The 20,704-nt window shown below is 62.6% G+C and carries 16 protein-coding genes, 2 tRNA genes, 4 pseudogenes and 1 riboswitch; of the genes and pseudogenes, 14 read left to right on the forward strand and 8 right to left on the reverse strand.

The window, feature by feature from the left end; translation table 11 throughout:
- Positions 1–262 precede the first annotated feature (262 nt).
- Positions 263–1,105: a hypothetical protein gene (locus ACR65T_RS17770; protein WP_434497737.1), complete on the reverse strand. Its 843-nt coding sequence runs from the start codon at positions 1,103–1,105 to the stop codon at positions 263–265.
- Between the two features lie 136 nt (positions 1,106–1,241).
- Here ACR65T_RS17770 and ACR65T_RS17775 point away from each other — a divergent pair, with 136 nt between their 5' ends.
- Complete coding sequence (locus tag ACR65T_RS17775) at positions 1,242–1,703, forward strand: hypothetical protein (RefSeq protein WP_434497738.1); 462 nt, start codon at positions 1,242–1,244, stop codon at positions 1,701–1,703.
- Between the two features lie 112 nt (positions 1,704–1,815).
- Here ACR65T_RS17775 and ACR65T_RS17780 read toward each other — a convergent pair.
- Both ACR65T_RS17780 and ACR65T_RS17785 read right to left on the reverse strand, forming a co-directional pair.
- Positions 1,816–2,587: pseudogene (locus ACR65T_RS17780) on the reverse strand (IS91 family transposase); the annotation flags it as partial.
- Between the two features lie 10 nt (positions 2,588–2,597).
- Positions 2,598–3,474 (reverse strand): annotated as a pseudogene (locus ACR65T_RS17785) (tyrosine-type recombinase/integrase).
- A gap of 136 nt (positions 3,475–3,610) precedes the next feature.
- Here ACR65T_RS17785 and ACR65T_RS17790 point away from each other — a divergent pair.
- From ACR65T_RS17790 to ACR65T_RS17815, 6 genes and pseudogenes are all read left to right on the forward strand, one after another.
- Positions 3,611–3,940, forward strand: a complete 330-nt coding sequence (locus tag ACR65T_RS17790; RefSeq protein WP_434497739.1) for a hypothetical protein — start codon at positions 3,611–3,613, stop codon at positions 3,938–3,940.
- A 1,905-nt stretch (positions 3,941–5,845) separates the two neighbouring features.
- Positions 5,846–6,007, forward strand: a complete 162-nt coding sequence (locus ACR65T_RS17795) for a hypothetical protein (protein ID WP_434497740.1) — start codon at positions 5,846–5,848, stop codon at positions 6,005–6,007.
- Positions 6,008–6,208: 201 nt separating this feature from the next.
- Positions 6,209–6,858: pseudogene (locus ACR65T_RS17800) on the forward strand (IS66 family transposase); the annotation flags it as partial.
- 309 nt (positions 6,859–7,167) lie between these two features.
- Positions 7,168–7,632, forward strand: coding sequence for a hypothetical protein (locus ACR65T_RS17805; RefSeq protein WP_434497741.1), 465 nt, complete (start codon positions 7,168–7,170; stop codon positions 7,630–7,632).
- Positions 7,633–7,680: 48 nt separating this feature from the next.
- Positions 7,681–8,103 (forward strand): hypothetical protein, encoded by a 423-nt coding sequence (locus tag ACR65T_RS17810; protein ID WP_434497742.1) that lies wholly within the window; start codon positions 7,681–7,683, stop codon positions 8,101–8,103.
- Positions 8,091–9,008 carry a tyrosine-type recombinase/integrase gene (locus ACR65T_RS17815; RefSeq protein WP_434497743.1) on the forward strand — a complete coding sequence of 306 codons (918 nt, stop codon included), beginning with the start codon at positions 8,091–8,093 and terminating at the stop codon, positions 9,006–9,008. The genes ACR65T_RS17810 and ACR65T_RS17815 overlap by 13 nt, the downstream gene beginning before the upstream one ends.
- A 61-nt stretch (positions 9,009–9,069) precedes the next feature.
- On the opposite strand, the gene ACR65T_RS17820 is transcribed toward ACR65T_RS17815, so the two are convergent.
- A tRNA-Ile gene (locus ACR65T_RS17820) sits at positions 9,070–9,145 on the reverse strand.
- A gap of 163 nt (positions 9,146–9,308) precedes the next feature.
- Here ACR65T_RS17820 and ACR65T_RS17825 point away from each other — a divergent pair.
- Both ACR65T_RS17825 and ACR65T_RS17830 read left to right on the forward strand, forming a co-directional pair.
- Entirely contained in the window at positions 9,309–9,962 is a 654-nt protein-coding gene (locus ACR65T_RS17825) for a class II aldolase/adducin family protein (protein ID WP_434497744.1), read from the forward strand.
- An 89-nt stretch (positions 9,963–10,051) separates the two neighbouring features.
- Positions 10,052–10,113: riboswitch (Fluoride riboswitch) on the forward strand.
- Between the two features lie 41 nt (positions 10,114–10,154).
- Positions 10,155–10,610: a hypothetical protein gene (locus ACR65T_RS17830; protein ID WP_434497745.1), complete on the forward strand. Its 456-nt coding sequence runs from the start codon at positions 10,155–10,157 to the stop codon at positions 10,608–10,610.
- Positions 10,611–10,686: 76 nt separating this feature from the next.
- Here the strand turns inward: ACR65T_RS17830 and mtnA are convergent, their stop codons facing one another.
- Positions 10,687–11,775, reverse strand: a complete 1,089-nt coding sequence (gene mtnA, locus ACR65T_RS17835) for an S-methyl-5-thioribose-1-phosphate isomerase (protein ID WP_434497746.1) — start codon at positions 11,773–11,775, stop codon at positions 10,687–10,689.
- 120 nt (positions 11,776–11,895) lie between these two features.
- Here mtnA and ACR65T_RS17840 point away from each other — a divergent pair, with 120 nt between their 5' ends.
- From ACR65T_RS17840 to ACR65T_RS17850, 3 genes are all read left to right on the forward strand, one after another.
- Positions 11,896–13,095, forward strand: a complete 1,200-nt coding sequence (locus ACR65T_RS17840; protein WP_434497747.1) for a GNAT family N-acetyltransferase — start codon at positions 11,896–11,898, stop codon at positions 13,093–13,095.
- Between the two features lie 89 nt (positions 13,096–13,184).
- Positions 13,185–13,943: a peptidase gene (locus ACR65T_RS17845; protein WP_175094433.1), complete on the forward strand. Its 759-nt coding sequence runs from the start codon at positions 13,185–13,187 to the stop codon at positions 13,941–13,943.
- A complete protein-coding gene (locus tag ACR65T_RS17850; protein ID WP_434497748.1) occupies positions 13,940–14,905 on the forward strand; it encodes an L-threonylcarbamoyladenylate synthase in 966 nt (321 codons plus the stop codon). Before ACR65T_RS17845 ends, ACR65T_RS17850 begins: the two co-directional genes overlap by 4 nt.
- Here ACR65T_RS17850 and ACR65T_RS17855 read toward each other — a convergent pair.
- Entirely contained in the window at positions 14,902–15,942 is a 1,041-nt protein-coding gene (locus tag ACR65T_RS17855; RefSeq protein WP_434497749.1) for a hypothetical protein, read from the reverse strand. The genes ACR65T_RS17850 and ACR65T_RS17855 overlap by 4 nt on opposite strands.
- Before the next feature lie 173 nt (positions 15,943–16,115).
- Between ACR65T_RS17855 and pgi the strand changes: the two genes are divergently transcribed.
- Positions 16,116–17,750 carry a glucose-6-phosphate isomerase gene (gene pgi / locus ACR65T_RS17860; RefSeq protein ID WP_434497750.1) on the forward strand — a complete coding sequence of 545 codons (1,635 nt, stop codon included), beginning with the start codon at positions 16,116–16,118 and terminating at the stop codon, positions 17,748–17,750.
- Between the two features lie 158 nt (positions 17,751–17,908).
- Here pgi and ACR65T_RS17865 read toward each other — a convergent pair whose 3' ends face one another.
- A complete protein-coding gene (locus tag ACR65T_RS17865; protein WP_434497751.1) occupies positions 17,909–19,024 on the reverse strand; it encodes a methyltransferase in 1,116 nt (371 codons plus the stop codon).
- A gap of 425 nt (positions 19,025–19,449) precedes the next feature.
- Here ACR65T_RS17865 and ACR65T_RS17870 point away from each other — a divergent pair.
- Positions 19,450–19,526: transfer RNA gene (locus ACR65T_RS17870), tRNA-Arg, on the forward strand.
- Positions 19,527–20,339: 813 nt separating this feature from the next.
- On the opposite strand, the pseudogene ACR65T_RS17875 reads toward ACR65T_RS17870, so the two are convergent.
- Positions 20,340–20,704, reverse strand: a pseudogene (locus ACR65T_RS17875) (transposase); the annotation flags it as partial.

Here is a 20,704-nt window from a genome sequence, read left to right on the forward strand (position 1 = left end):
TCTCGCAGTTCCGGTTTGAATTCGTCTCCCCGATCTGGTGGCCGGAATCTAACGCTTTGGTTCCAGCGACAGAGGGGGTGGAAACGGTGGTGGGCGAACACTTTTGACCCAAAGCAGGAGTTCGGAGGGTCCGCTTTTCGGATGCGTGCGCGGGAGGTGGGTCAAGAGGAGTGATTGCAACCCCATGGCAGGTCAGCTTGTCACCGTAGATCGCCCACTCCGTCCCCGCGGTTCTCCATATCCAGCAGCGGCCACGCCTCGATCATGGTAGAGATATACCCACCATCGCGGCAGCAGGCTTGATGATGTCGTAGGCCGCCTTGAGTGCCGGGACGAACTTAATCGTCTCGGCAATACTCCTGATTGCGCTGGTGACCTTGATCTTATTTGGCTTTGGCTTCTGAACCTCGACCAGTGCCTCCTCGACGATCTCTTTAATCTCGACGACATCAATAGGGGCGTCGGCGGGAAGCGCAGCAAGTTGTTCCAACGTCGCTCTCAGCGCGTCCGTCAGCGACTTGGCCGCCGCCGTGTCGATCTGTGTCAGGGCGTTGACCTGGTTGCCGTCGCCAGCGATTACGAGGTTCCCATCGCCGGTAATCGCGATGCTCGGTGGGGCGCTCACGGCTTTCATGTTCTCCGACGCGGCAATAAGCAGTTTCATCTCGGCTTTCATGCGCGCGACCTCATGTTGCAGCGCCTTCTCGATGATGTCCATTCCGGCCTGCTTGGCATCGTCCGAGAGGTCCGCTCGGAACACTGAGCAGCTCCCGACGATGGACCGAACGGTGATCGCGGAGTTGGCCGCTTGCGACCCCAGTTCGGACAGGAAAAGCGAACCTGTGTCACGATCGATCTTGATCGCATATGCGCTCATGACCTTGAATAGTTGGGCCCAGGCCATTCGGCAGCGGGCCGCCAGTGAATCCGCACCGGCCTCGCAGGCGAGCAGAATGGTTCTGCCGGAGGCAAGCGCCCCTGCGGCGGCTGCCTGGCGCTCGATCGCTTGAACCTGGCCGCGCAACTGTTTGTCAAGGCTCGCGGAGTCCACACGCGCCAAGTCGTAGAACGTATTCAGCATCTCTGACGGCAAGTAGCTGATCATCGGTTCGGGGGCATTTTTAGATCGAATGCCATGTCATTTGGTATATCTCACGGACGAACGGACAAACCCAATGTCAGTGGAATTCACAAAAGAAGAGATGGCCCGGCTCCCGGTGACATTCGTGCTGCCGACGGAGTTGAAGATCAAGATCGCGGACGCCGTTACACTCTTCGGGCGCATCGAGGGCATCGTCGTCGAGACGCTCTGGGTGCTCCAGGACGCGGATCTGGCGCTGAAAAAGAAGATCGCGCGGATCAACGCGAAGAAGGGCTTCCAGGAACTTAAGGCCTTCTTTACCCCGCCGGCCGAGGTGGGCGTTGAAGAGGCGAAGATCTGGGGTCTGGCGGTTGACTTGGCCGAGGAGCGCAATCTTATCGCGCACGGCTCCTGGTTCGTAGACGCGACCGGAGCGGCAACCGTCGTCTGGCACTCCCGGTTCCTAGAGAGTGAGGATTTCGTCGGCGCGGAGCTATTCCCCGACTGGCGCTTCGAGCGATTTATGGAGCGGGGCCAATTCATCCTAGAGCAGTTTGCTCACATCCGCGGCATTCTTGACCCAGTGCTCGATGGGGAAGGGCGTGCGCCGACGGGGCGCTAGAGCGGGATGTCGTCCTCCAGGTTTTTCGAGAAGCTGACGATGCACCGCTGCAGGCCCGGCGGGTGAAAGCCGGCGGCACTCCTTTCATTCGTCTTCTGCCTCGCAACAGTTGATAGGCCAGCACCGCCTCTGGCCCGCCGAATGGGCGCTTGGCGTAGACGACCCACTCGGTCGCGCGTAACGGGTTAAGAAAAGCCGAGAACGTATCCCGCGCCGCGAGGGCGGCGTGCGCACCGAAGAATTGCAGACGCCCGGCGCCGTGCGCGGCCATGAGTTGTTCGAGGAAAAGACGACGGAACAACCGCGATAGCGCGCGCACCGGCAGGAAGAAGCCAGGCCGGCAGGAAACCCATCGCTGACCATCGAGCGAGACGCCGCCGCCCGGCGCGATCATGTGAATGTGGGGATGATGCGTCAGCGCCGATCCCCAAGTGTGGAGAATGGATATGACGCCCGATGCGCGCGCCCAGATGCTTGGGGTTGGCGGCGATCGTCATCAGCGTCCCGGCCGACGCCTTGAACAGGATGTCGTAGATCGGCGCCTTGTTCTGATAGGCGATGTCGGCGATCGCCGCCGGCAGGGTGAACACCAGGTGATAATAGGGGACTGGCAAGAGTTCGGCCTCGCGCTCGGTAAGCCACGCCCTTGCCGCCGCGCCCTGGCACTTGGGGCAATGCCGGTTGCGGCAACTGTTGTAGGCGATGTCCGTGTGGGCGCAGTCCTCGCAGCGCAAAACATGCCCGCCGAGCGCCGCCGTCCGGCAGCTCTCGATCGCCGACATCGCCTTCAACTGGCCAAGGCTCACACGGCCGGCGTTGGCGTCACGCCAAGCCGGGCCATGGGCGCGGAAAATATCCGCGACCTCCAGGACTGGACGCGCCACGGGAGTGGCGTTAGGCGGGCGGTTCGCCTCCTGCGGCGGTCAGGCTGAGCCGCTCCAGCGGGCTGGTCATTTCGCGGATCGTATTGACGGCGACCCGCGTATAGAGGGCGGTCGTGTCTAGCTTGGCGTGTCCGAGCAAAAACTTGGATCACCCGAATGTCGACGTCCTGCTCGAGCAAATGCGTGGCGAAGCTGTGCCGCAACGTGTGCATCGACACGCGCTTGGTGATCCCAGCCGTCCGGGCGGCGGCGTGACAGGCGCGATTGAGCTGCCGGGTCGTCATGGGGTTGACTGGGTTCTGCCCAGGAAACAACCAAGCCCGTGGCCGCGCTGCTCGCCACCAGTCGCGTAGCAGCTCGAGCAGTCGCGGCGACAGCATCACATAGCGGTCCTTGTGACCCTTGCCTTGCTCAACGCGGAGCGTCATGCGCTGACTGTCGATATCGGACACTTTCAACGCGACGACCTCGGACGCGCGCAACCCGGCGCCATAGGCGACGCCGAGCGCCGCTTTGTATTTGACGCCGGGCGCCGCTTCCAGGAGACGCGCCACTTCCTCTTGGCTCAACACGGTCGGCGCCTTGCGCGGTTCATGCACGAAGGTCAGACGCCGGACCAAGTCTGCTCGTTCGAGCGTCACCTTGAAGAAGAACCGCAGCGCGACGATCGCGCAATTGACGCTCGCGGCGCCGACTTGGTTCCTCGTCATTTGCAGCTGAAAAAGGCGAAGGTCCTCGCTGGTCGCGGTGTCGGGCGAGCGGCCGAGGAAAACTGTGAAGTTCCTGACGTGACGGATGTAATCCTTCTGGACCTTCTCCTTGAAATGACGGACCGTCATGTCTTCGATCATGCGCTGGCGCAACGGGCTGACGGCCTTGTCGGTCATGGCGATACTCCTGTCTCACACGAGGTTGCGAACCCCATGATCTTGAGACAGGACGAGACATCCCGTTATGCCGCCGCCTCGCGGCGACGGTAGGGGAAGGCTCTGCCGTCTTACGTGAAACCTTCGGAGGCCATCGATGCTCGACAAGCCGGAGAAAACCTACCGGCTTCTCGCGGCGTTGAGAGCAGCCGCGCCTTTCGAGGTTGAATTGACGCCCTCGGTGATCGGGCATGTTCGGGCGCAACAGGTCGCGGTCGTCGTCAAGCCACGGCAAATCGTCACGGAAATCTCATATGCCGGCGACGAAGGCGGCATCGTCTGTCACATGGCGCCAGAGGAAGGCCGTGATGCGCTTATCGTCTCGCTGACTCATGTGCGAGCGAATCGTTCCCTGCCATTCGCCGCAGCCGTGTTCGACTACCAGAAGCATCGAGTGAAGAAGCTAAAGAAACAGAACAGAACCTGACCTGAACTCCCCGGGGTGCTTCACCGCTGATCGCAGGCACTACCGCGGGAGCGGTTTAGTCCTTTGGCGCATCGCTGACTTCGACATCGTTTTCGCTCAAAAGCTGAGAACTGGGCGCCAAGCGTTAGGTTTTGATTACTAGCCCTGTGCGGCCAAGCATGGACATTGTTGAGCTTGATGCTGATCTGCTCGCCTCGAGCAATGGGATTGTGCCTTAATGGATTGTTGCCGAGATCCAAAGATCATCGCCGGCAGGCTCGGCGCGTCGGGCGGGGCCGGCTGGTCAGCATCAATATGCCGATACAAGCCAGCGGCGGCACGTCCGACTGACCAAAACGCCGGTCTGACGCGGCAAGTCGGAAAGCACGTCGAGAACGTAGCGCGCGGGTCGGGGTCGCCGATGAACTGTGACGCTGGATGCGACCCGCAACGCCCCATGGCAAAGGCATAGCGAAGCAGCAGCGGTAAACATCGGCTCGATCATCAGATTATCATATCGCCGCTCGAAACTGCTCCAGCCGGTCTCGGCGCGCCGGTAGTTCGGCGCCTGATCGTCGCCGACGTCCGCGGCGGCTGGGATCAGGGCACCACCGTTCGAGGTGGCTTGCAGGAGGAGACCGTCTCGGGCTGCAGGGAGATCGCCGTATAAAGGGCGACAAGCGCTTTAAGCAGTGACGGCTTGTTGCTCGATTTGATGCTCCGTCGCATCAGCAACCGCTACAGGCGCGTCTGACGCCTATCTCTTGCACAGATTGACAGATTCCTGAAAGATACGCGTTGCAGCAGCAGCGGCGCCTGGGCTATAATTGTGGCTGTCGCGAGACAGCACCCAAGCTCAAAGCACCCAAGCTCAAAGCACCCAAAGTCAAAGCACAAAGCGTCGCCGGTCCGACCGGCTCGGTCTCGTGGGAATGCAAACCATGGCGCGAGACTTAAACTTAGCGGGAGCTATGGTTGGCTGGGAGCCCGCAGGGTGGTCGTCAAAGCTTAGAGCCCTTAGTCCCAGCCGGCGCGGCGTCAGCGTCGTTAAGTCGTAAGCTAGTGCAGGCCAACGCCGAGACCTGCATGCGGTGAAGTGCCGGTAAGGGTTTTTGCGAAAGCTTTTTACCTGCCGGGCGAGCCGTCCACGGACTAACTGAGTCGTATTCCGGAAGGGGTCTTCAAAAGACCCTTTTTAAAGGAACCGCCTCGGTTAGTGTCGTCGTGGGCGGCTCGTGGGGAAGTTATTATATTACGCCGCGCTCCGCGCTCATCGCTCGCTTCGCTCGCTCTTTCGACGCTCCGCCCGGCGCAGTTAATTTCCTAGCCGGAGAATTTAAACCTCCTCCGGACTACAAAGCGAAGCGCTTCCTTCTTCTTTTAAAGACAAGGATTTATTTAAACCCCCTCCGGCTTGTGAAGCGAAGCGCTCCGGCTTTGGCTCAACCTCTATACTCTATGGCCTGACCCACACGGTTCCGCTCGTAAGCGTCCAACGGCTCCCGTGTAGCGCATCGGTCTTGGACGAGGATGATCTGAGCTCCGGTATCTTCCGGGTGATCATCATATTTCTGAGCCCATATCCGGGCTTAGAACGTTTCGCGTTTTGGATGCGCCGGAAGCAAGCCCTGCGAGAACGCGGCGCACCTGTTCGCGAGAAGGACGTGATCTTGGCCGAAGCCAATGTTACGGGTGTCAACGTCTCGGCGGTGGCCAGAGCGCACGTGAGAGTGCATCAGCTCTTTCGCTGGCGACGCGAAGCGCAGATGTCCGCCGCTCAGCTCGCCGCGCTTGTCGAAGGGATTGGATGCGCGTCCGCAGCGCACCCCTCGTGCAGCCGACGAGCGCGGGTTGACCCTGCGACATAGTGACTCAGGCCAAGATAGGGGCACCACAAATCGCAGGGTCTGTGCTTGTCTTCGAGGTATGGACGGCGATTTCCACGACCTTCCGGACGACCCTTCCGCTTTGAAGGCGATGATCTCCGACATACGGCGATCGAACTCTTCGCTTGAAGCCGAAGTTGCGGCGCTGAAGGCGGCGAGCGCTGACGCGCAGGCGCGGATCGAACGTCTGCAACTCCTCTAGACCATCCAGCGAGCGATCTACGGGCGAAGCCGAGAAGCTCAACGACAGTCAATACGCCTTCGCCTTTGAGGAATTTCAGACGGGGCTTGCTGCCGTCGAGGCCAGGCTCGAGAAGCTGCGCCCGCCGCCGAGCAAGCCGGCGGGAGGCGTCCGCTGCCGGCTCATCTCGAGCGGATCGAAGAGGTCTTCGAGCCGGAGGGACGTAATCTCATGGCGTGCTGGATGGGCCATGTCGGCTTCCACCTCGGGCCGCTCGCCGATCGGCTTTTCCAGTTCGTCCGGGACGGTGCCAGGATTTTCGCCGACGAGACCACCCTGCCTGTCCTGGCGACCGGACGCGGGCGAACGCGAACTGGCGATCTGTGGACTTATCTGAGAGACGATCGTCTCTGTGGCGGAGCAGGGCCGCCGATCGTGGCCTACCGCTTCGAAGACAGCCGCGCCGCCAGATGCGTCGAACGGCATCTTGCGGGCTGGCGGGGCGTTCTCCAGTGCGACGGCTATGCCGCCTACCGCAAGCTCGCCGATCCCGATCGGCCGGCGGACCGGCGACGCTCGCCTGCGTTGGGCGCATCTGCGCCGGCAGTTTTGCATCGAAGATGGGGCGCGTCGAACTCGACAACAACAGCGTCGAACGCACGATCCGACCGCAGGACGATTACCCGAAAAACGCGCTGTTCGCGGAATCCGAAGCCGGCGGCGAGACATGGGCGACGATCGCCTCTCTGCTTGCGACTGCGCGCCTCGATGACGTTGATCCCAGCGCATGGCTCACGCAGACGTTGGAGCGCATAGCCGCTGGCTGGCCGAATAAAAATATCGATGCGCTCCTGCCCTGGAATTTCTCCCGCGACAGACGGTTCGCGTCGGACGCTTACTCCGCTCTAGGGCCTGACTCACACGGTTCCGCTATGTGGCGCGGTTTCTACGATTACCTAATATTTGTGCAGCAATTGCACAAAATTTGTGCCGATTTTTGTCAATCGCCAACTTCGAACTGACTATAGACCACAGCCCTTCGCGGGCTTGGTTTCTCAAACGATGGAGTGATTGAACGATGGCAGATAACACCCAGCCGGAATGCCAGCGACGCTGCTGCACCAAGCTACGGGCGTCGAGAGATCGCGTGCCGGAACTCGAAGCAGAGATTGTGAGGTATCATGTCTACCTTTGATAAGCTTACCTTGGAAGATCGGCAACTCATCGGCGATTTGGTTTCTCAGTCGGAACGCGAACTGAAGGCGAAAATTTTCACGGAAATTTTCGGCGACGAGCGCAACGCGAGCGGTGTGCCAGCCGTTTACGACCGGCTTTCTGATCACACCGCGACCGAGGAGGAAACGACCGCATTTCATATCTTCAGCGCTTCAACGAGCATGCTCGTTGCATGGCGCGATTTGGTGTGGGCTGCGCTTGCCAACGACGACACGGCGAAGGATGACGAGGGCTTTGTCGAATCGCGTGACCACCACATTTGGCATGCGAAAAAGGAAGCCCGCCTGGTCTTTGATCTAATCGACGCCGACGTGACGTATGGCATGATCGCCGCCGGCGCGGCGTTCGAAATGGACGACCAAGACCACCTAGCGGCTAAAGCGGCAGTCGATGCGCCGCCAGCGGCCTAACGAGGAAAAGGGGCGGCCTATCAGCCGCCCCTTTCGCGCGCTAAGATCATGAGCCATTGCGAACAACCGACGCCCAAAGACAAGCCCCTGCGTCTCGCCGACGCGGCCGGGCACTTCCCCGGCTTATCGGTCGCGGCGCTGCGCCGTGAAGCGCGCAAGGGGACGCTTGAAATCTACAGGGTGGCAAACAAGGATTGGACGACGCTCGCCGCCATAGAACGGATGTTTCAGCAATGCCTCGTCCCAACAAAGGCGCACACCTTTGGTTGCGTCCGCCCCGAAGAGATCCCGCTGGTCGCATCGTCAAAGACACAAGATGGATCATTAAAGACAGCGGACGACAAGTTAGCACTGGATGCAGCGCTGGCGAGCGTGAAGCGGCTGAAAGAAAGCTCGCGGAATACATCGCCAGCAAATACGCGCCGGAGAGACGCGAACGCGCTCTGTCTGAAATTCGCGTGGCGGATGTAATCAAAATCTATCTCGACGACGTTGCGCCGGGACATGCACGACCGGAAAAGACAGCCGAGCGCGCTGAACGCCTCCTAGAGTTTTTCGGCGACAAGCGCTTAGATGAAATCAACGGCGCCCTTTGTCGGAAGTATGCGGACTCGCGTTACGGCAAAGGCTCCGACAAGCGCAAGGGCGGCAACAAGGGCAGGGGCGGCGGCGCAAAGCGCGATTTGGAAGACCTTCGCGCAGCGATCGGCCATCATCAGCGAGAGGGATATCACCGTGCAATTGTCCGTGTTGTGTTGCCTGAGAAGGGCAAGGCTCGCCAGCGATGGCTCACGCGTGACGAAGCTGCAAAGCTGCTCTGGACGTGCTGGCGCACGCGAGAGGTTCAGGAGGGCGTGACGACGGACAAGCGCCCCCTGCGTCACCTATGCCGCTTCCTAATCCTTGGCCTATACAGCGGCTCGCGTCCCGGCGCGATCTTGAATGCGACGTGGGATCGTGGTCCAGGCAGATCCCACGTCGATATCGAGCGCGGTCTATTCCATCGTCATGCCGAGGGTAAAGCCGAGACGACGAAACGCCAACCAAGCGTGAAGCTCGCGCCGCGACTTAAAGCGCACTTGTCGCGCTGGCGTCGGCTTGATGGTGAGCGCGGCCACGTCGTCATGTTCAACGGCGCACCGGTCGCTAGCGTGAAGGTAGCTCTTGGTCGCGCCGTGAGGCTCGCCGGCTTGGACGCGGCCGTCACGGCCTACACGCTGCGCCACAGCTGTGCGTCGTGGCTTGTCGCGAAGGGATTGCCGACGCGCAAGGTCGCGGACTTCCTCGGAACGAGCGAGCAGATGATTCTAGATCACTACGGGCACGTGTCTCCGACCTATCAGGACGAAGCGGCGCTCGCGATCGGGCAGAAGTAGCGTTACGGTGGCCGAAACGGTGGCCCGGAAATACAGCGACTTCGTAGGTTATTGATTTTCTTGGTGGGCCGGGCAGGACTCGAACCTGCAACCAGACCGTTATGAGCGGCCGGCTCTAACCATTGAGCTACCGGCCCCGAGACGGGGAGGCCCGTCCTATACCGCAACCCGTGCGCGCGCAATATTGCGGGCTTGCATGCAATCGCTCTCATCGAACGCTCGCGTTCGCCCTGCGCGCGGGCGTGTGCATGCGTCAGCCTGCCTTGCCACGGTCCGCGCCGCGCCTGTAAGGCTTCTCGCATGAAGGAGCGCGATGCGCGCACGGCGATCGTCGACGCCGCGCAAGAGATGGAGCGGCTGGGTCTCAATCACGGCTCTGCGGGCAATCTGTCCCTGCGCGTCGGCGACGCCGCGCTCGTCACGCCGAGCGGCGTTCCCAGCCGCGAGCTTTCCCCTGGTCTGATTGCGCGCCTGCCGCTTGTTGGCGAGGGCGCCTTCGACGGTCCTTTGCCGCCGTCGAGCGAGTGGCGGTTCCATCTCGACATCTACCGCGCGCGGCCCGACGTGAACGCCATCGCGCATATGCATTCGCCCTATGCGACGACGATCGCGACCTTGCGGCGCGACATTCCCGCCGTGCATTACATGATCGCCGCTTTCGGCGGCCCGACTGTGCGCTGCGTCGGTTACGCGCCCTACGGCACGGCGGAACTGTCGCGACTCGTCGTCGCTGGGCTAGCGGATCGCGACGGCGTGCTGCTCGCCAATCATGGCGCCATCGTCACCGGCGCGAATATGCGCAGAACTTTGTGGCGCGCGGTCGAACTCGAAGCGCTCGCGCAGGTCTTCTACCTTGGCGCGCTTGCCGGCGACCCCGTGGTGCTCTCCGACGACGAGATCATGCGCACCGTCGAACGCTTCAAGACTTACGGAACGCGTGAGACATCGAAATAAACGCCACAAGTCGCCTCCAACCTGTTGACGTCGTAAGCGCTGCAATGATAGGTCGTTACGTCACATGAGCCGTGAGTGACTTGGTCGCCACGCGCCGAGGGGATGGGGTACCCCCTTAACCGCCGCAAAGGCTGATGACTCCTGCTTCGATCGTAACCGCGATTTCACTAATCGCAGGCGCAAGAAGAAGGGGTGTACGCTTTGAACCAAGATCTCGCCGTTTTTATTGTTCCCTTCGCCCTTATTCTCGCTTGCGGTCTACTGACCGCAGGCGGCCTTTACTTCATTGACATTCGCTACCTAAAGAATGCCCGCTATGCGGTCGCGTCGCTCGCGGCGGGGGCCGTCGTTCTCGCTGTCCTTGAGATCGTCCTATACGGCAGTTCGGTTGGATTTCTCAAAGAGCAGCAGCTTAAAACTTCTCTCTGTGAGCTTGACGCGGAAAGCGCCCACCCTGAGGCGCGCCGAGGCGCAGACCCGGTTGTTCTGTACAAGGCGATCACCGGCTGCATGAAGGAAGCCGGCTACGAATGGGATGCGGGCCATCGCCACTGCAAAGATGCGCCGGTCGCTACAAATCACTTCTGTTACGCGCCTACAGCGCCATTTGACCGCGCAATCACCGTATTGCAGATGAGCTTTGAATAGAAAGAGAGAAGCGCTTCTCGTGGATTGGCGAATGCGCGCCGAAGTCGGAACATTCAGCGCCGGCGCGGGCTGTTCGCTAACCGGCAAGGTCGGGGAATAGCCCTCTCAGCCCTTCTTCCGTCGCGGCGCAGACGCCGCGCTCGGTAATGAGGCTCGTGACAAAGCGCGACGGCGTGACGTCGAAGCCGAAATTGCGCGCCGCAGAGCCGTCGGGCGTGAGCTGAATTTCGATCGGCGCGCCATCCACGCTTCGGCCGCTGATATGGGTGACTTCGCGCGCGCTGCGCTCTTCGATCGGAATGTCACGCACGCCGTCGGCGACGCGCCAGTCGACGGTCGAAGACGGCAGGGCGACATAGAACGGCACGCCATTGTCATGCGCCGCGAGCGCCTTGAGATAGGTGCCGATCTTGTTGCACACGTCGCCGGCGCGCGTCGTACGGTCGCTGCCGACGATGACGAGATCGACAAGCCCATGCTGCATCAGATGGCCGCCGGCGTTATCGGCGACGACAGTGTGCGGGATCTCTTCGCCCAGCAGTTCGAAGGCCGTGAGGCTCGCCCCCTGGTTGCGCGGACGCGTTTCGTCCACCCAAACATGTATCGGCGCGCCTTGCCGCGCCGCCGTGTAGATCGGCGCCAGCGCCGTTCCCCAATCGACGGTGGCAAGCCAGCCGGCGTTGCAATGGGTGAGGATGTTGACGGGGCCGTCGCCGAGGCGCGCTTTATGAATGAGATCGGCCCCGAAGCGGCCGATGGCTTGGCAGGCGGCGATGTCTTCTTCAGCGATCTTGGCGGCCTCCGCATAGGCGACGCCCGCGCGCGCCGATGGCGGAGCCGCGAGGAGTAGCGCGCGCAGCCGATCCAGCGCCCAACGCAGATTGACGGCTGTCGGCCGCGTGGCGAGCAGCGCCGCATGGGCGCTCTCAATGGCGGCGTCGCTTGGATCGCTCCAGGCGGCGAGCGCCATGCCATAGGCGCCGGTCACGCCGATGAGCGGCGCGCCGCGCACCGTCATCGTGCTGATCGCTTCAGCGGCGTCTTCCCAACTCGCGAGCGTTCTCGTCTCGAAGCGATGCGGCAGGCCGGTCTGGTCGATGACATGCACGCGCCGCCCGTCCGAATCAAGCCAGATCGTTCTGTAGTCGCGGCCGTTAATTCTCATGTTGTTCGTTTCTTGCCTGCTCAAAAGTCGCGCTTGGATGATGTCGCCATTCGCGCCATGTTAGAGGGCGCCGCGGGGCTGTGCTAGAAAGCTTTCAAACGCGGCTGCTCCACTGGACACATGGCGCAAGAATTTACGGCGCAAGAATTTTCCGTTCGATACGCCGAATCGCTCGACTCCGTCGCGGCTGAGGCTTGGGACGCCTGCGCCAATCCGCCCGGCCTGCCGGACGCGGCCGGCGAGCGATACAATCCTTTTGTCTCGCACGCGTTCCTGCGCGCGCTCGAATCATCGAAGTCGGTCGGCGCGCGCGCCGGCTGGACGCCGGCGCATGCGCTTGTCGAGGATTCGCGGAGTCGTCTTGTCGCCTGCGCGCCGGCCTATATCAAAACGCATAGCCTCGGCGAATACGTCTTCGACCAGAGCTGGGCGCAGGCTTATGAGCTTGCCGGCGGACGCTACTATCCGAAGATACAGGTGGCCGCGCCCTTTACGCCTGTGACCGGGCGCCGCCTGCTGATCGCGCGTGATGCGCCGGAAGGCGCGTGCGACGCGCTGATTGCCGCCTTGCAGGGATTGCGCAAGGCGAGCGGCGCGTCCTCCATTCATGTCACTTTTTGTACGGAGGAGGAACGCGTTGCGCTCAGCGGCGCCGGCTTCATTTACCGCGCCGGAGAACAGTTCCACTTCGTCAATGAAGGCTATGCCGACTTCGAGGATTTTCTGGCGCGGCTCACGGCGCGCAAGCGCAAGGCGATCAAACGCGAGAGGCGCGAAGCGCTCGGCGACGACCTCGCAATCGATCTGCTCACGGGAAGCGACATTCGTCCGGCGCACTGGGATTCGTTTTTCGACTTCTACATGGACACGGGCGCGCGCAAATGGGGCCGCCCCTATTTGACTCGCGCGTTTTTCGACGAGATCGGCGCGCGCATGGCGGACCGCATCCTGCTGGTGATGGCGCGTCGCGGCGCGCGTCATATCGCCGGAGCGATCAATTTTCTGGGCGACGACGCAATCTACGGGCGCAATTGGGGCGCGCTGGAAGCGCTGCCGTTCCTCCACTTCGAAGTCTGCTACTATCAGGCGATCGAATTCGCGATCCGCCACGGCTATAAGCGCGTCGAGGCCGGCGCGCAGGGCGAGCACAAGATCGCACGGGGCTATGGGCCGGTGATCACCCATTCGGCCCATTACTTGGCCGACCCGCGCCTTGCCGAGGCGGTTTCGGACTATTTGGCGCGCGAGCGCGCGGCGGTGGCGGAATGGGCTGCCGAACATGCGGCCGAGCTTCCTTACAAGAGCGAAAACGGCGACTGATTTTCCTTCGCTGTGGCCGCGCCACACTTGCCTCATGGCCTGAAACTTGTAAGTCCTGCAGCGTTTGGCGCGAACCGCTGCGGAGTCACATGACCTATTGTTGCGGCATTCTGGTGCGCGATGGACTGGTGATGATCGCGGATACGCGCACCAACGCCGGGCTCGACAACATTTCGACGTTCCGCAAGCTGTATCTCTTCGAGCGGCCCGGCGAGCGCGTGCTGATGCTTGCCGCCTCGGGCAATCTCTCGGTGACGCAGGGCGTCGTGAACCTGATCGGCGACGGGATCGAACATCCCGAGAGCGGCGTCGTGGAAAGCGTCATGAATACGCCGAACATGCTGCATGCCGCGCAGCTCGTCGGGCGCGCGGTGCGCCTTTCGCGCTCCCAGATGGGCAACGCCGAGGGGGAGCCTGCGGCGCAGGGCGTCAGTTTCGACGTGTCCCTGCTGCTCGGCGGTCAGATCGCCGGGGGTCCGCTTCGTCTTTTCATGATCTATACGGCCGGCAACAGCATCGAATGCACGCCGGACACCAATTATCTGCAGATCGGCGAGCACAAATATGGAAAGCCCATACTCGACCGGGCGGTCGCCTATGACACCGATATTTATGATGCGTTGAAGATCGGGCTTATTTCGATGGATTCGACCATGCGCTCGAATCTTTCGGTCGGCATGCCGATCGATATCGCGCTGCTGCGTCGCGACGCGCTGCAGACGGAGGTGGCGACCAGGATCGGTTCGAACGATCCGTATTTTCGCGATTTGCGCGAGAGCTGGTCGAAGGCGCTGCGCGAGGCGCATATGGCGATCCCCAAGCCTCCGTACAGCGGCCGCAACGCGTGACGATTGTTGCGCCGGCTGACGCCGCCGCGATTGCTCGCGCCGCGGCGATCCTGCGCGAGGGCGGGCTGGTCGCTTTCCCGACCGAGACCGTCTATGGCCTCGGGGCCGATGCGACGCAGGCGTGGGCGGTCGCCCGGATCTACGACGCCAAGGACCGCCCTTCGTTCAATCCGCTGATCGCGCATGTCGCCGATCTTGAAGCCGCGCGTCGCGAGGCGATTCTGCCCGAAGTCGCGCTGCATCTTGCCGCGGCCTTCTGGCCGGGGCCGCTGACGATCGTCGCGCCCGCCGCGTCGGGCGGGGCGGTTTGCGAGCTCGCCCGCGCCGGCCTGCCAAGCGTCGCGGTTCGGGTTCCGGCGCATCCGGTGGCGCAAGCGCTGATCGCGGCGCTCGGCCGGCCGATCGCGGCGCCTTCGGCCAACCGCTCCGGCCACGTGAGTCCGGTGACCGCGGCGCATGTCGCTCAAGATCTTTCGGGCAGGGTCGACATGATCCTGGACGGCGGCCGCACCGCCGCCGGGCTGGAGTCGACGATCGTGTCCTTCTGCGAAGCATCGCCCGTTCTGCTGCGCCCCGGCGCGGTGGCGCGGGAGGCGATCGAGAAGATTCTGGGCGCAAAGCTTGCGTCGCCGGCGCAGGCGGAAGTCCTCGCGCCCGGCATGACGCCGTCCCATTACGCGCCTGCCGCGCGGCTGCGTCTCGAAGCGCATGAAATCAACGAGGGCGAGGCGGCGCTGGATTTCGGCGGCCGGCTCGCCGCGCGCGCGCCGGCGGGCGCATTGGTGCTCGATCTTTCGCCGTCGGGCGACCTCATAGAGGCTGCGGCTAATCTCTTCGCCCATTTGCGGGAGTTCGACGCGCGCCAAATCGCCAATGTCGCAGTGGCGCATGTGCCGGAGCGGGGACTGGGCGAAGCGATCAACGATCGGCTGCGACGCGCCAGTGCGCCGAAACTCGATTAGGCCGCGAGCGCCGTCGGCGTCGCCGCGCGCAGGCAGAAGTCCTGCGTCGCCGGGGCCGGCTGGCCCTTCACATAGGGGCACTCGTAGCCGCGCGCGGCAAAATCGCCCGCGCCGACGGCGCACATCTCCACCGCGAGGCGCGTCAGGCGGTTGAGCACGGGCTCCCGCACCCAGGAAAAGCGCGGCGCGTCGGGCGCGACGGCGCGCATCGCCGCCTTGCGGTTCACATTGTTCTCATGGCTCATGCGCGCCTGCCAGCCGGCCCGCGGCTCCTGCCAGTCGTTAACGACGATGACCGGTCCGCGCAGCACGCGCGCCTCATGTTCCGTGCGTTCGATCAGGGCCATCTCGCCGCGCCTGACCCCCGCCAGGGTGAAGAGAGTTGGGCGCGCGATCGGCGCGCCGGCGATAAACTCGACGGCCGCCTCGAAATTTGCGCAATTTTCGAAGGCATAGCGCAGCACATGGTCCGGCGGCCAGCCGCCTTCGCTTGCCAAGGCGTCGCGCAGATTGAGGATGGCGTCATAGGCGAAGCCGATGGAGCCCTGCGTGCGCCGCTTCATCGGCGCCTGATTGATCGAGGCGCAAAAGCGGCCGGGAGCCATGGCGCTGAGCACGCCCACGGCGCCCGGCCAGGTGGCGTTGTAAAATTCGCCGGCCCGGCCGGATTGCAACGCGATTTCGACGCCCCTGCCGAGGCCCTGAAAGGGCCAGTCGAGCGTGCGGCGCAGGCGCGGCAGTCCGTGCTCGTCCTCGTAAGCCTGAGTGGTGCAGGCGAAGAGATAGGACATGTTCAGCGTCATCGCGCCGGGAAAGCCGAGAATGGCGACGATGCGCTCGAGCTCCGCCCGGTAGGCGGAGGCGGAGCGTTTCAGCCAATTCGCGGCGATACGGTCAATGGGCGGAAGGCAAACCCGGCCCATCGGCGCGACCACGCCAAGACAGGCCTTGCGAAGCGCGGCCGCCGCGTCGATCCGCGCCGTCGCATGGGCGACCGGGCCGCCGTCGCGCACGTCGAGGAAGTGAATCGCGTCCATCGTCGTCCTGCTGTCAGAAAAGCGTCATTGAACAGATATGGATTTCACATCCCTCTGTCACAATACAGTAAAAATTTAGGGTCCAGCCTCGCGGCGTAAAGTCGTTGCGCGCCCTCCGCCTTCGAATCGGCTACAAATCGCGAAGGAAAACACGCTTGCTTTTCGAGAAAAGAATGTCGGACGCCGTGGCCGTCGCTTTTGACGCATTGAAGTTCCACGCCTCCGCTTTGGCGCGGACGCGAACGCTCGATCTTTTCGCCGAGGACCCCGCGCGCTTCAAAAATTTCAGCGTCAAGCTCGACGATTTTCTCTTCGACTTCTCCAAGCACCGAGTGACGCGCGAGACGATCGCGCTGCTGACCTCGCTGGCGGAGACGCGCGATCTCGAAGCTAGGCGCGAAGCGTTGTTCTCTGGCGAACTCATCAACAACACCGAAAGGCGCGCCGCCATGCATATGGCGCTGCGTGATCTCTCGTCGCGTCCGCTTCTCGTCGGCGGCGAAAACATGCGGCCCCTGATCGAAGCCGAACGCGACAAGGTTTTCGCCTTCGCGCGCGCCGTGCGCTCCGGCGACATTCGCGGCGCGACAGGCGCGCCGTTCAGCGACGTGGTCAATATCGGCATTGGCGGCTCGGACCTGGGTCCGGCGATGGCGTCGCGCGCGCTCTCACCCTTTGCCAGCGAGGGGCCGCGCATGCATTTCGTCGCCAATGTCGACGGCGCCGATCTCGCCGATACGCTGCACAATCTCGATCTGGCGCGCACGCTGTTCATCGTCTCGTCGAAGACGTTTACGACACAGGAGACGATGGCGAACGCGAGAAGCGCGCGCGCCCGCATCGTCGCCGCGCTCGGCGAAGCGGCGGTGAAAGCCCATTTCGCCGCCGTCTCGACCAGGCTCGACAAGGTCGCCGAATTCGGCATCGATCCCGCGCGCGTCTTCGGCTTCTGGGATTGGGTCGGTGGGCGCTATTCGCTGTGGTCATCGATCGGCCTTGCGCTCGCGATCGGCGTGGGGCCGGAGCGCTTCCTGCAGTTTCTGCAGGGGGGACACGACATCGACACGCATTTTCTCGAAGCGCCGCTTGAGCAAAACATTCCCGTGCTGATGGGGCTGCTCGGCGTCTGGCACAGAAACGTGATGGGATGCGCCGCTCATGCGGTCATCCCCTATGATCAGCGGCTCGCGCGGTTTCCCGCCTATCTGCAACAGCTCGACATGGAGTCGAACGGCAAGTCGGTGACGCGCGAAGGCGCCCGCGTCAGTTATAAGACAGGCCCAGTGATTTTCGGCGAGCCCGGCACGAATGGGCAGCACGCATTCTTTCAGCTGCTGCATCAGGGAACCGACGTCGTCCCGATCGACTTCCTCGTCGCGGCCGAACCCACCGCCGCTGACGAACATCATCATGAATTGCTGTTCGCCAACTGCCTGGCGCAAGCCGAAGCTTTTATGCGCGGTCGAACGCTAGCGGAAGCGAAAGTGCAATTGCGCGGGCAGGGGCTGAGCGAGGAGGAAATCGCACGCCTCGCGCCGCATAAGACCTTTCCAGGCGATCGTCCGTCAAGCGTTCTGCTCTACCGACATCTCGATCCGCGCACGCTCGGACGCCTCGTCGCGCTTTACGAACACAAGGTCTTCGTGCAGTCGGTGATCTGGGACATCAATCCCTTCGACCAATGGGGCGTTGAACTGGGCAAGGAGCTCGCGAACCGCTTGGCGCCGATTGTGGAGAACCCGAGCGAATCGACGCAAGGGCTGGATGGATCGACGGCGGGCCTGATCGCGTGGAGAAGGGCGCACTGAGTCGACCGCCAAAGGCGCGAAGGCGCAGCTTTCTTTCGCCTTTAAACGGGATTCCCGATCAGGCCTGCGGTCTGTCGGGAATGACATTCTGCAGCTTCGTTCCATTGGCTGTCATTGCCGACGCGCGAAGCGCGAGCGGGACTCCAGTCCAAACGGCCTCAGACCGCCTTAGCTGAAAGTATGCTCGCAAGAGCCGGCAATGCATTGCGCAGGAGTCGGAATTTACCAAAGCCTGCTTCGCGCAGCAGCGCCTCGATCTCTTCGACGCGGCGCGGCTCGCCGCGTCCCATGGCCAGCGTGTAGAAGCCGTAATAGGCGTCGAGCGGCTCGGCGCCTTTGACGCCGGACATGCCTTCGATGATGAGCAGCGTCGCGCCGGGCGCGAGCGCCTTGCGCACATTGCGCAAGAGCTTCAGCGCCGACGCGTCGTCATGGTCATGCACGATGCGAATAAGGGTCGCGACGTCGGCGCCCTCTGGAAGAGCGTCATTGAGGAAGTCGCCGCCATGAATGTCGGCGCGCGAGAGCAGGCCGGACTCTTCGAGCCGCTCCTTGGCGCGCGCCGCCACGGCGGGAAGATCGAAGAGAGCAAGCTGCAAACGCGGCGCGCGAGCCGCTGCGGCCGCGAGAAACACGCCTTCGCCGCCGCCGATGTCCAAGAGGCGCCGATGACGCGAAATGTCGTAGGCGTCGAGCGCCTCCTGCGCGACCATCGGCTGCGTCGCAGCCATGAACGCGCTGTAAGGACCGATTTGTTGCGCCGACAACGCCTCGGGCGCATCCCCATCCGAATAGGGCCAATAATCGGCGAGCCGCCCGCGCTTTTCCTGGCGCAGCAGCGCCACGGGATCGGCGAGATCTGCGTAAAGCAGCGGCTGGTGTTCGACGATCGCGAGCGCCGCGCGATTGCCGGCGAAGGCGGCGCCGAGCAATCCCAGCCCATATTTCGCGCCGCGTCGCTCGGCAAGGCCCAGCGAAACGGCCGCCTCGAGCAGGCGTCGCGTGGCGGGCTCAGAAAGCGCGAGTTTCGTCGCCAGCGCGTCGAGGCTCAACGGGCCGTCGCGCAAAACGTCGAAGAGCTTCAGTTGCGCGCAGGCGACGAGAACCTGGGAGTAGACGAAGCCGGCGGCGAGGTCGAGGCCGGCGCGCGCGCCGCGCCGCGCCAAGGGCCGCGTGACGGGATTTTTCAACGCCCAGCGTTGGAATCGCGGATTGGCGACAAGCTTGTCGCGCGCGTTGCGCAGTCGCTCGAGCCATTGATCGAGTAACGCCAAGACAGTCTCTCAAGATTTCAGGTCTTACCCTCAAGATTCAGGTCTTCGCCTTAGCATGTCGGCGGAACGTCGTCTCGGGGCAGACGCCGACGTTGCGGCGCACGCGCGCTTACTGTAGAAAAGCACGCGCCTGCGCCCGTAGCTCAGCTGGATAGAGCGTTGCCCTCCGAAGGCAAAGGCAAGCTCTTGTTGGCGGAACGCAGATGCTGAAAAATTGAGTGAAACCAAGGTCTTGATAAAACTCTGAAGGAAGCAAGAAACCCGCTTTTGAGGTCGCGGAAGCGCCACGCAAGCAGACTGAAAGGAGGTCGTAGAGAACAAACGGCGATAATCGGTAGGGTAGAGGCCTGTTCCGGATCAGCCCGTTCGATTGTCTGATTTCGGGATTGACCCTGGTTGATCTTGGACACTATCTGAATGTCGATGCACCCGTAGCTCAGCTGGATAGAGCGCCACCCTCCGAAGGTGGAGGCCACACGTTCGAATCGTGTCGGGTGCGCCATTCACTCGAACAGCTAATTTACTGAACGTAGCACGCTTGAGCGACGACGTAGCGTTAATAGGCGGTCGCGACCTAAGCGAGGTTCCGCTGGCCGCCGCGCTCCAGTCAGTCACACGATCTCGGCGTCGGCGGCATGCCCTTTCTGATGCCGCGGCCTGGTTCCTCGACGGCGCGCCCCAGTCCGACGCACGCGCGGTCATTGAGGCGCTTCACGGCGCTTATCTATCGCTCGGCCTGCTGACCATCGTCTTGTCCCTGTCCTTTTGGAGCTTGCACGCGACGGACGGCGCCAAACTGAGCCATGCGAGGTAGCAAACGCAGCAGCGAATTGGCAGAGTCACGCCGCCTCGACGGGATTGAAGTTACATCAACGGCTTGGCGAAATGCGCGGCAAACCCGCGGCAGCCTAACGACTGATCATTGGAACGCGACGCTTTCTCTCCAGTTGATCCCCAGATCATTCGAGAGGAGAAGCCTATGATCGAACCGTTGGCGGATCGTCGGATCGGAATGAGCCGACGGCTGGCTCTCGCCGGAGGCGCGGCTGGCGTTCTGTCGCCTCCATCGCGGCAGACGGGGGCGATCGCACAATCCTTGCCGGAGGCGCAAGCCGATGAGGGCGAGGAAAGCTTCGATAGCGAAGCATCCAACAGTCTTCCTCCCGGCAAATGGACGAGATCCTGAAAATCAGGAGCAAGATCACGCACGGGCTTTATCATGTCTCCGTCGTTCGTCATGACATAATGGGCGTCACCGGCATGAAGGGCACGCCGATATCGCCTGGCTTTCAACTAAACGGGGACATCTTCGTTCAGTCGCTGGCCGGTGGACGCGCCTGCGTCGGGGCGGGATGCAGGGTTCAGTTCCACGTTCTTTGAGCGCGTCGCGGAAGGCGCTGCTGTCATAGCCCTTGTCGGCGATCAGCGTTTTGGCCTTCGGTAGCGCGTTGAACATCAGCCGAGCGCCCTTGCGATCGCTCATCTGGCCTTCGGTCAGCATCATGACGAGCGGCTTGCCGGCGTCGTCGCAGACGACACGGAGCTTGGAGTTCAGTCCGCCTTTCGTGCGCCCGATACAACGGGAAAGAACCCCTTTTTTAAAAGGCTCGCCGCCGTGCGATGCGCTTTCAGATGCGTCGAGTCGATCATGATGCGCTCGGGTCTTGGGCCCTCGCCGGA

It is taken from the genome of Methylocystis sp. (assembly GCF_051061285.1).
GTDB lineage: Bacteria > Pseudomonadota > Alphaproteobacteria > Rhizobiales > Beijerinckiaceae > Methylocystis.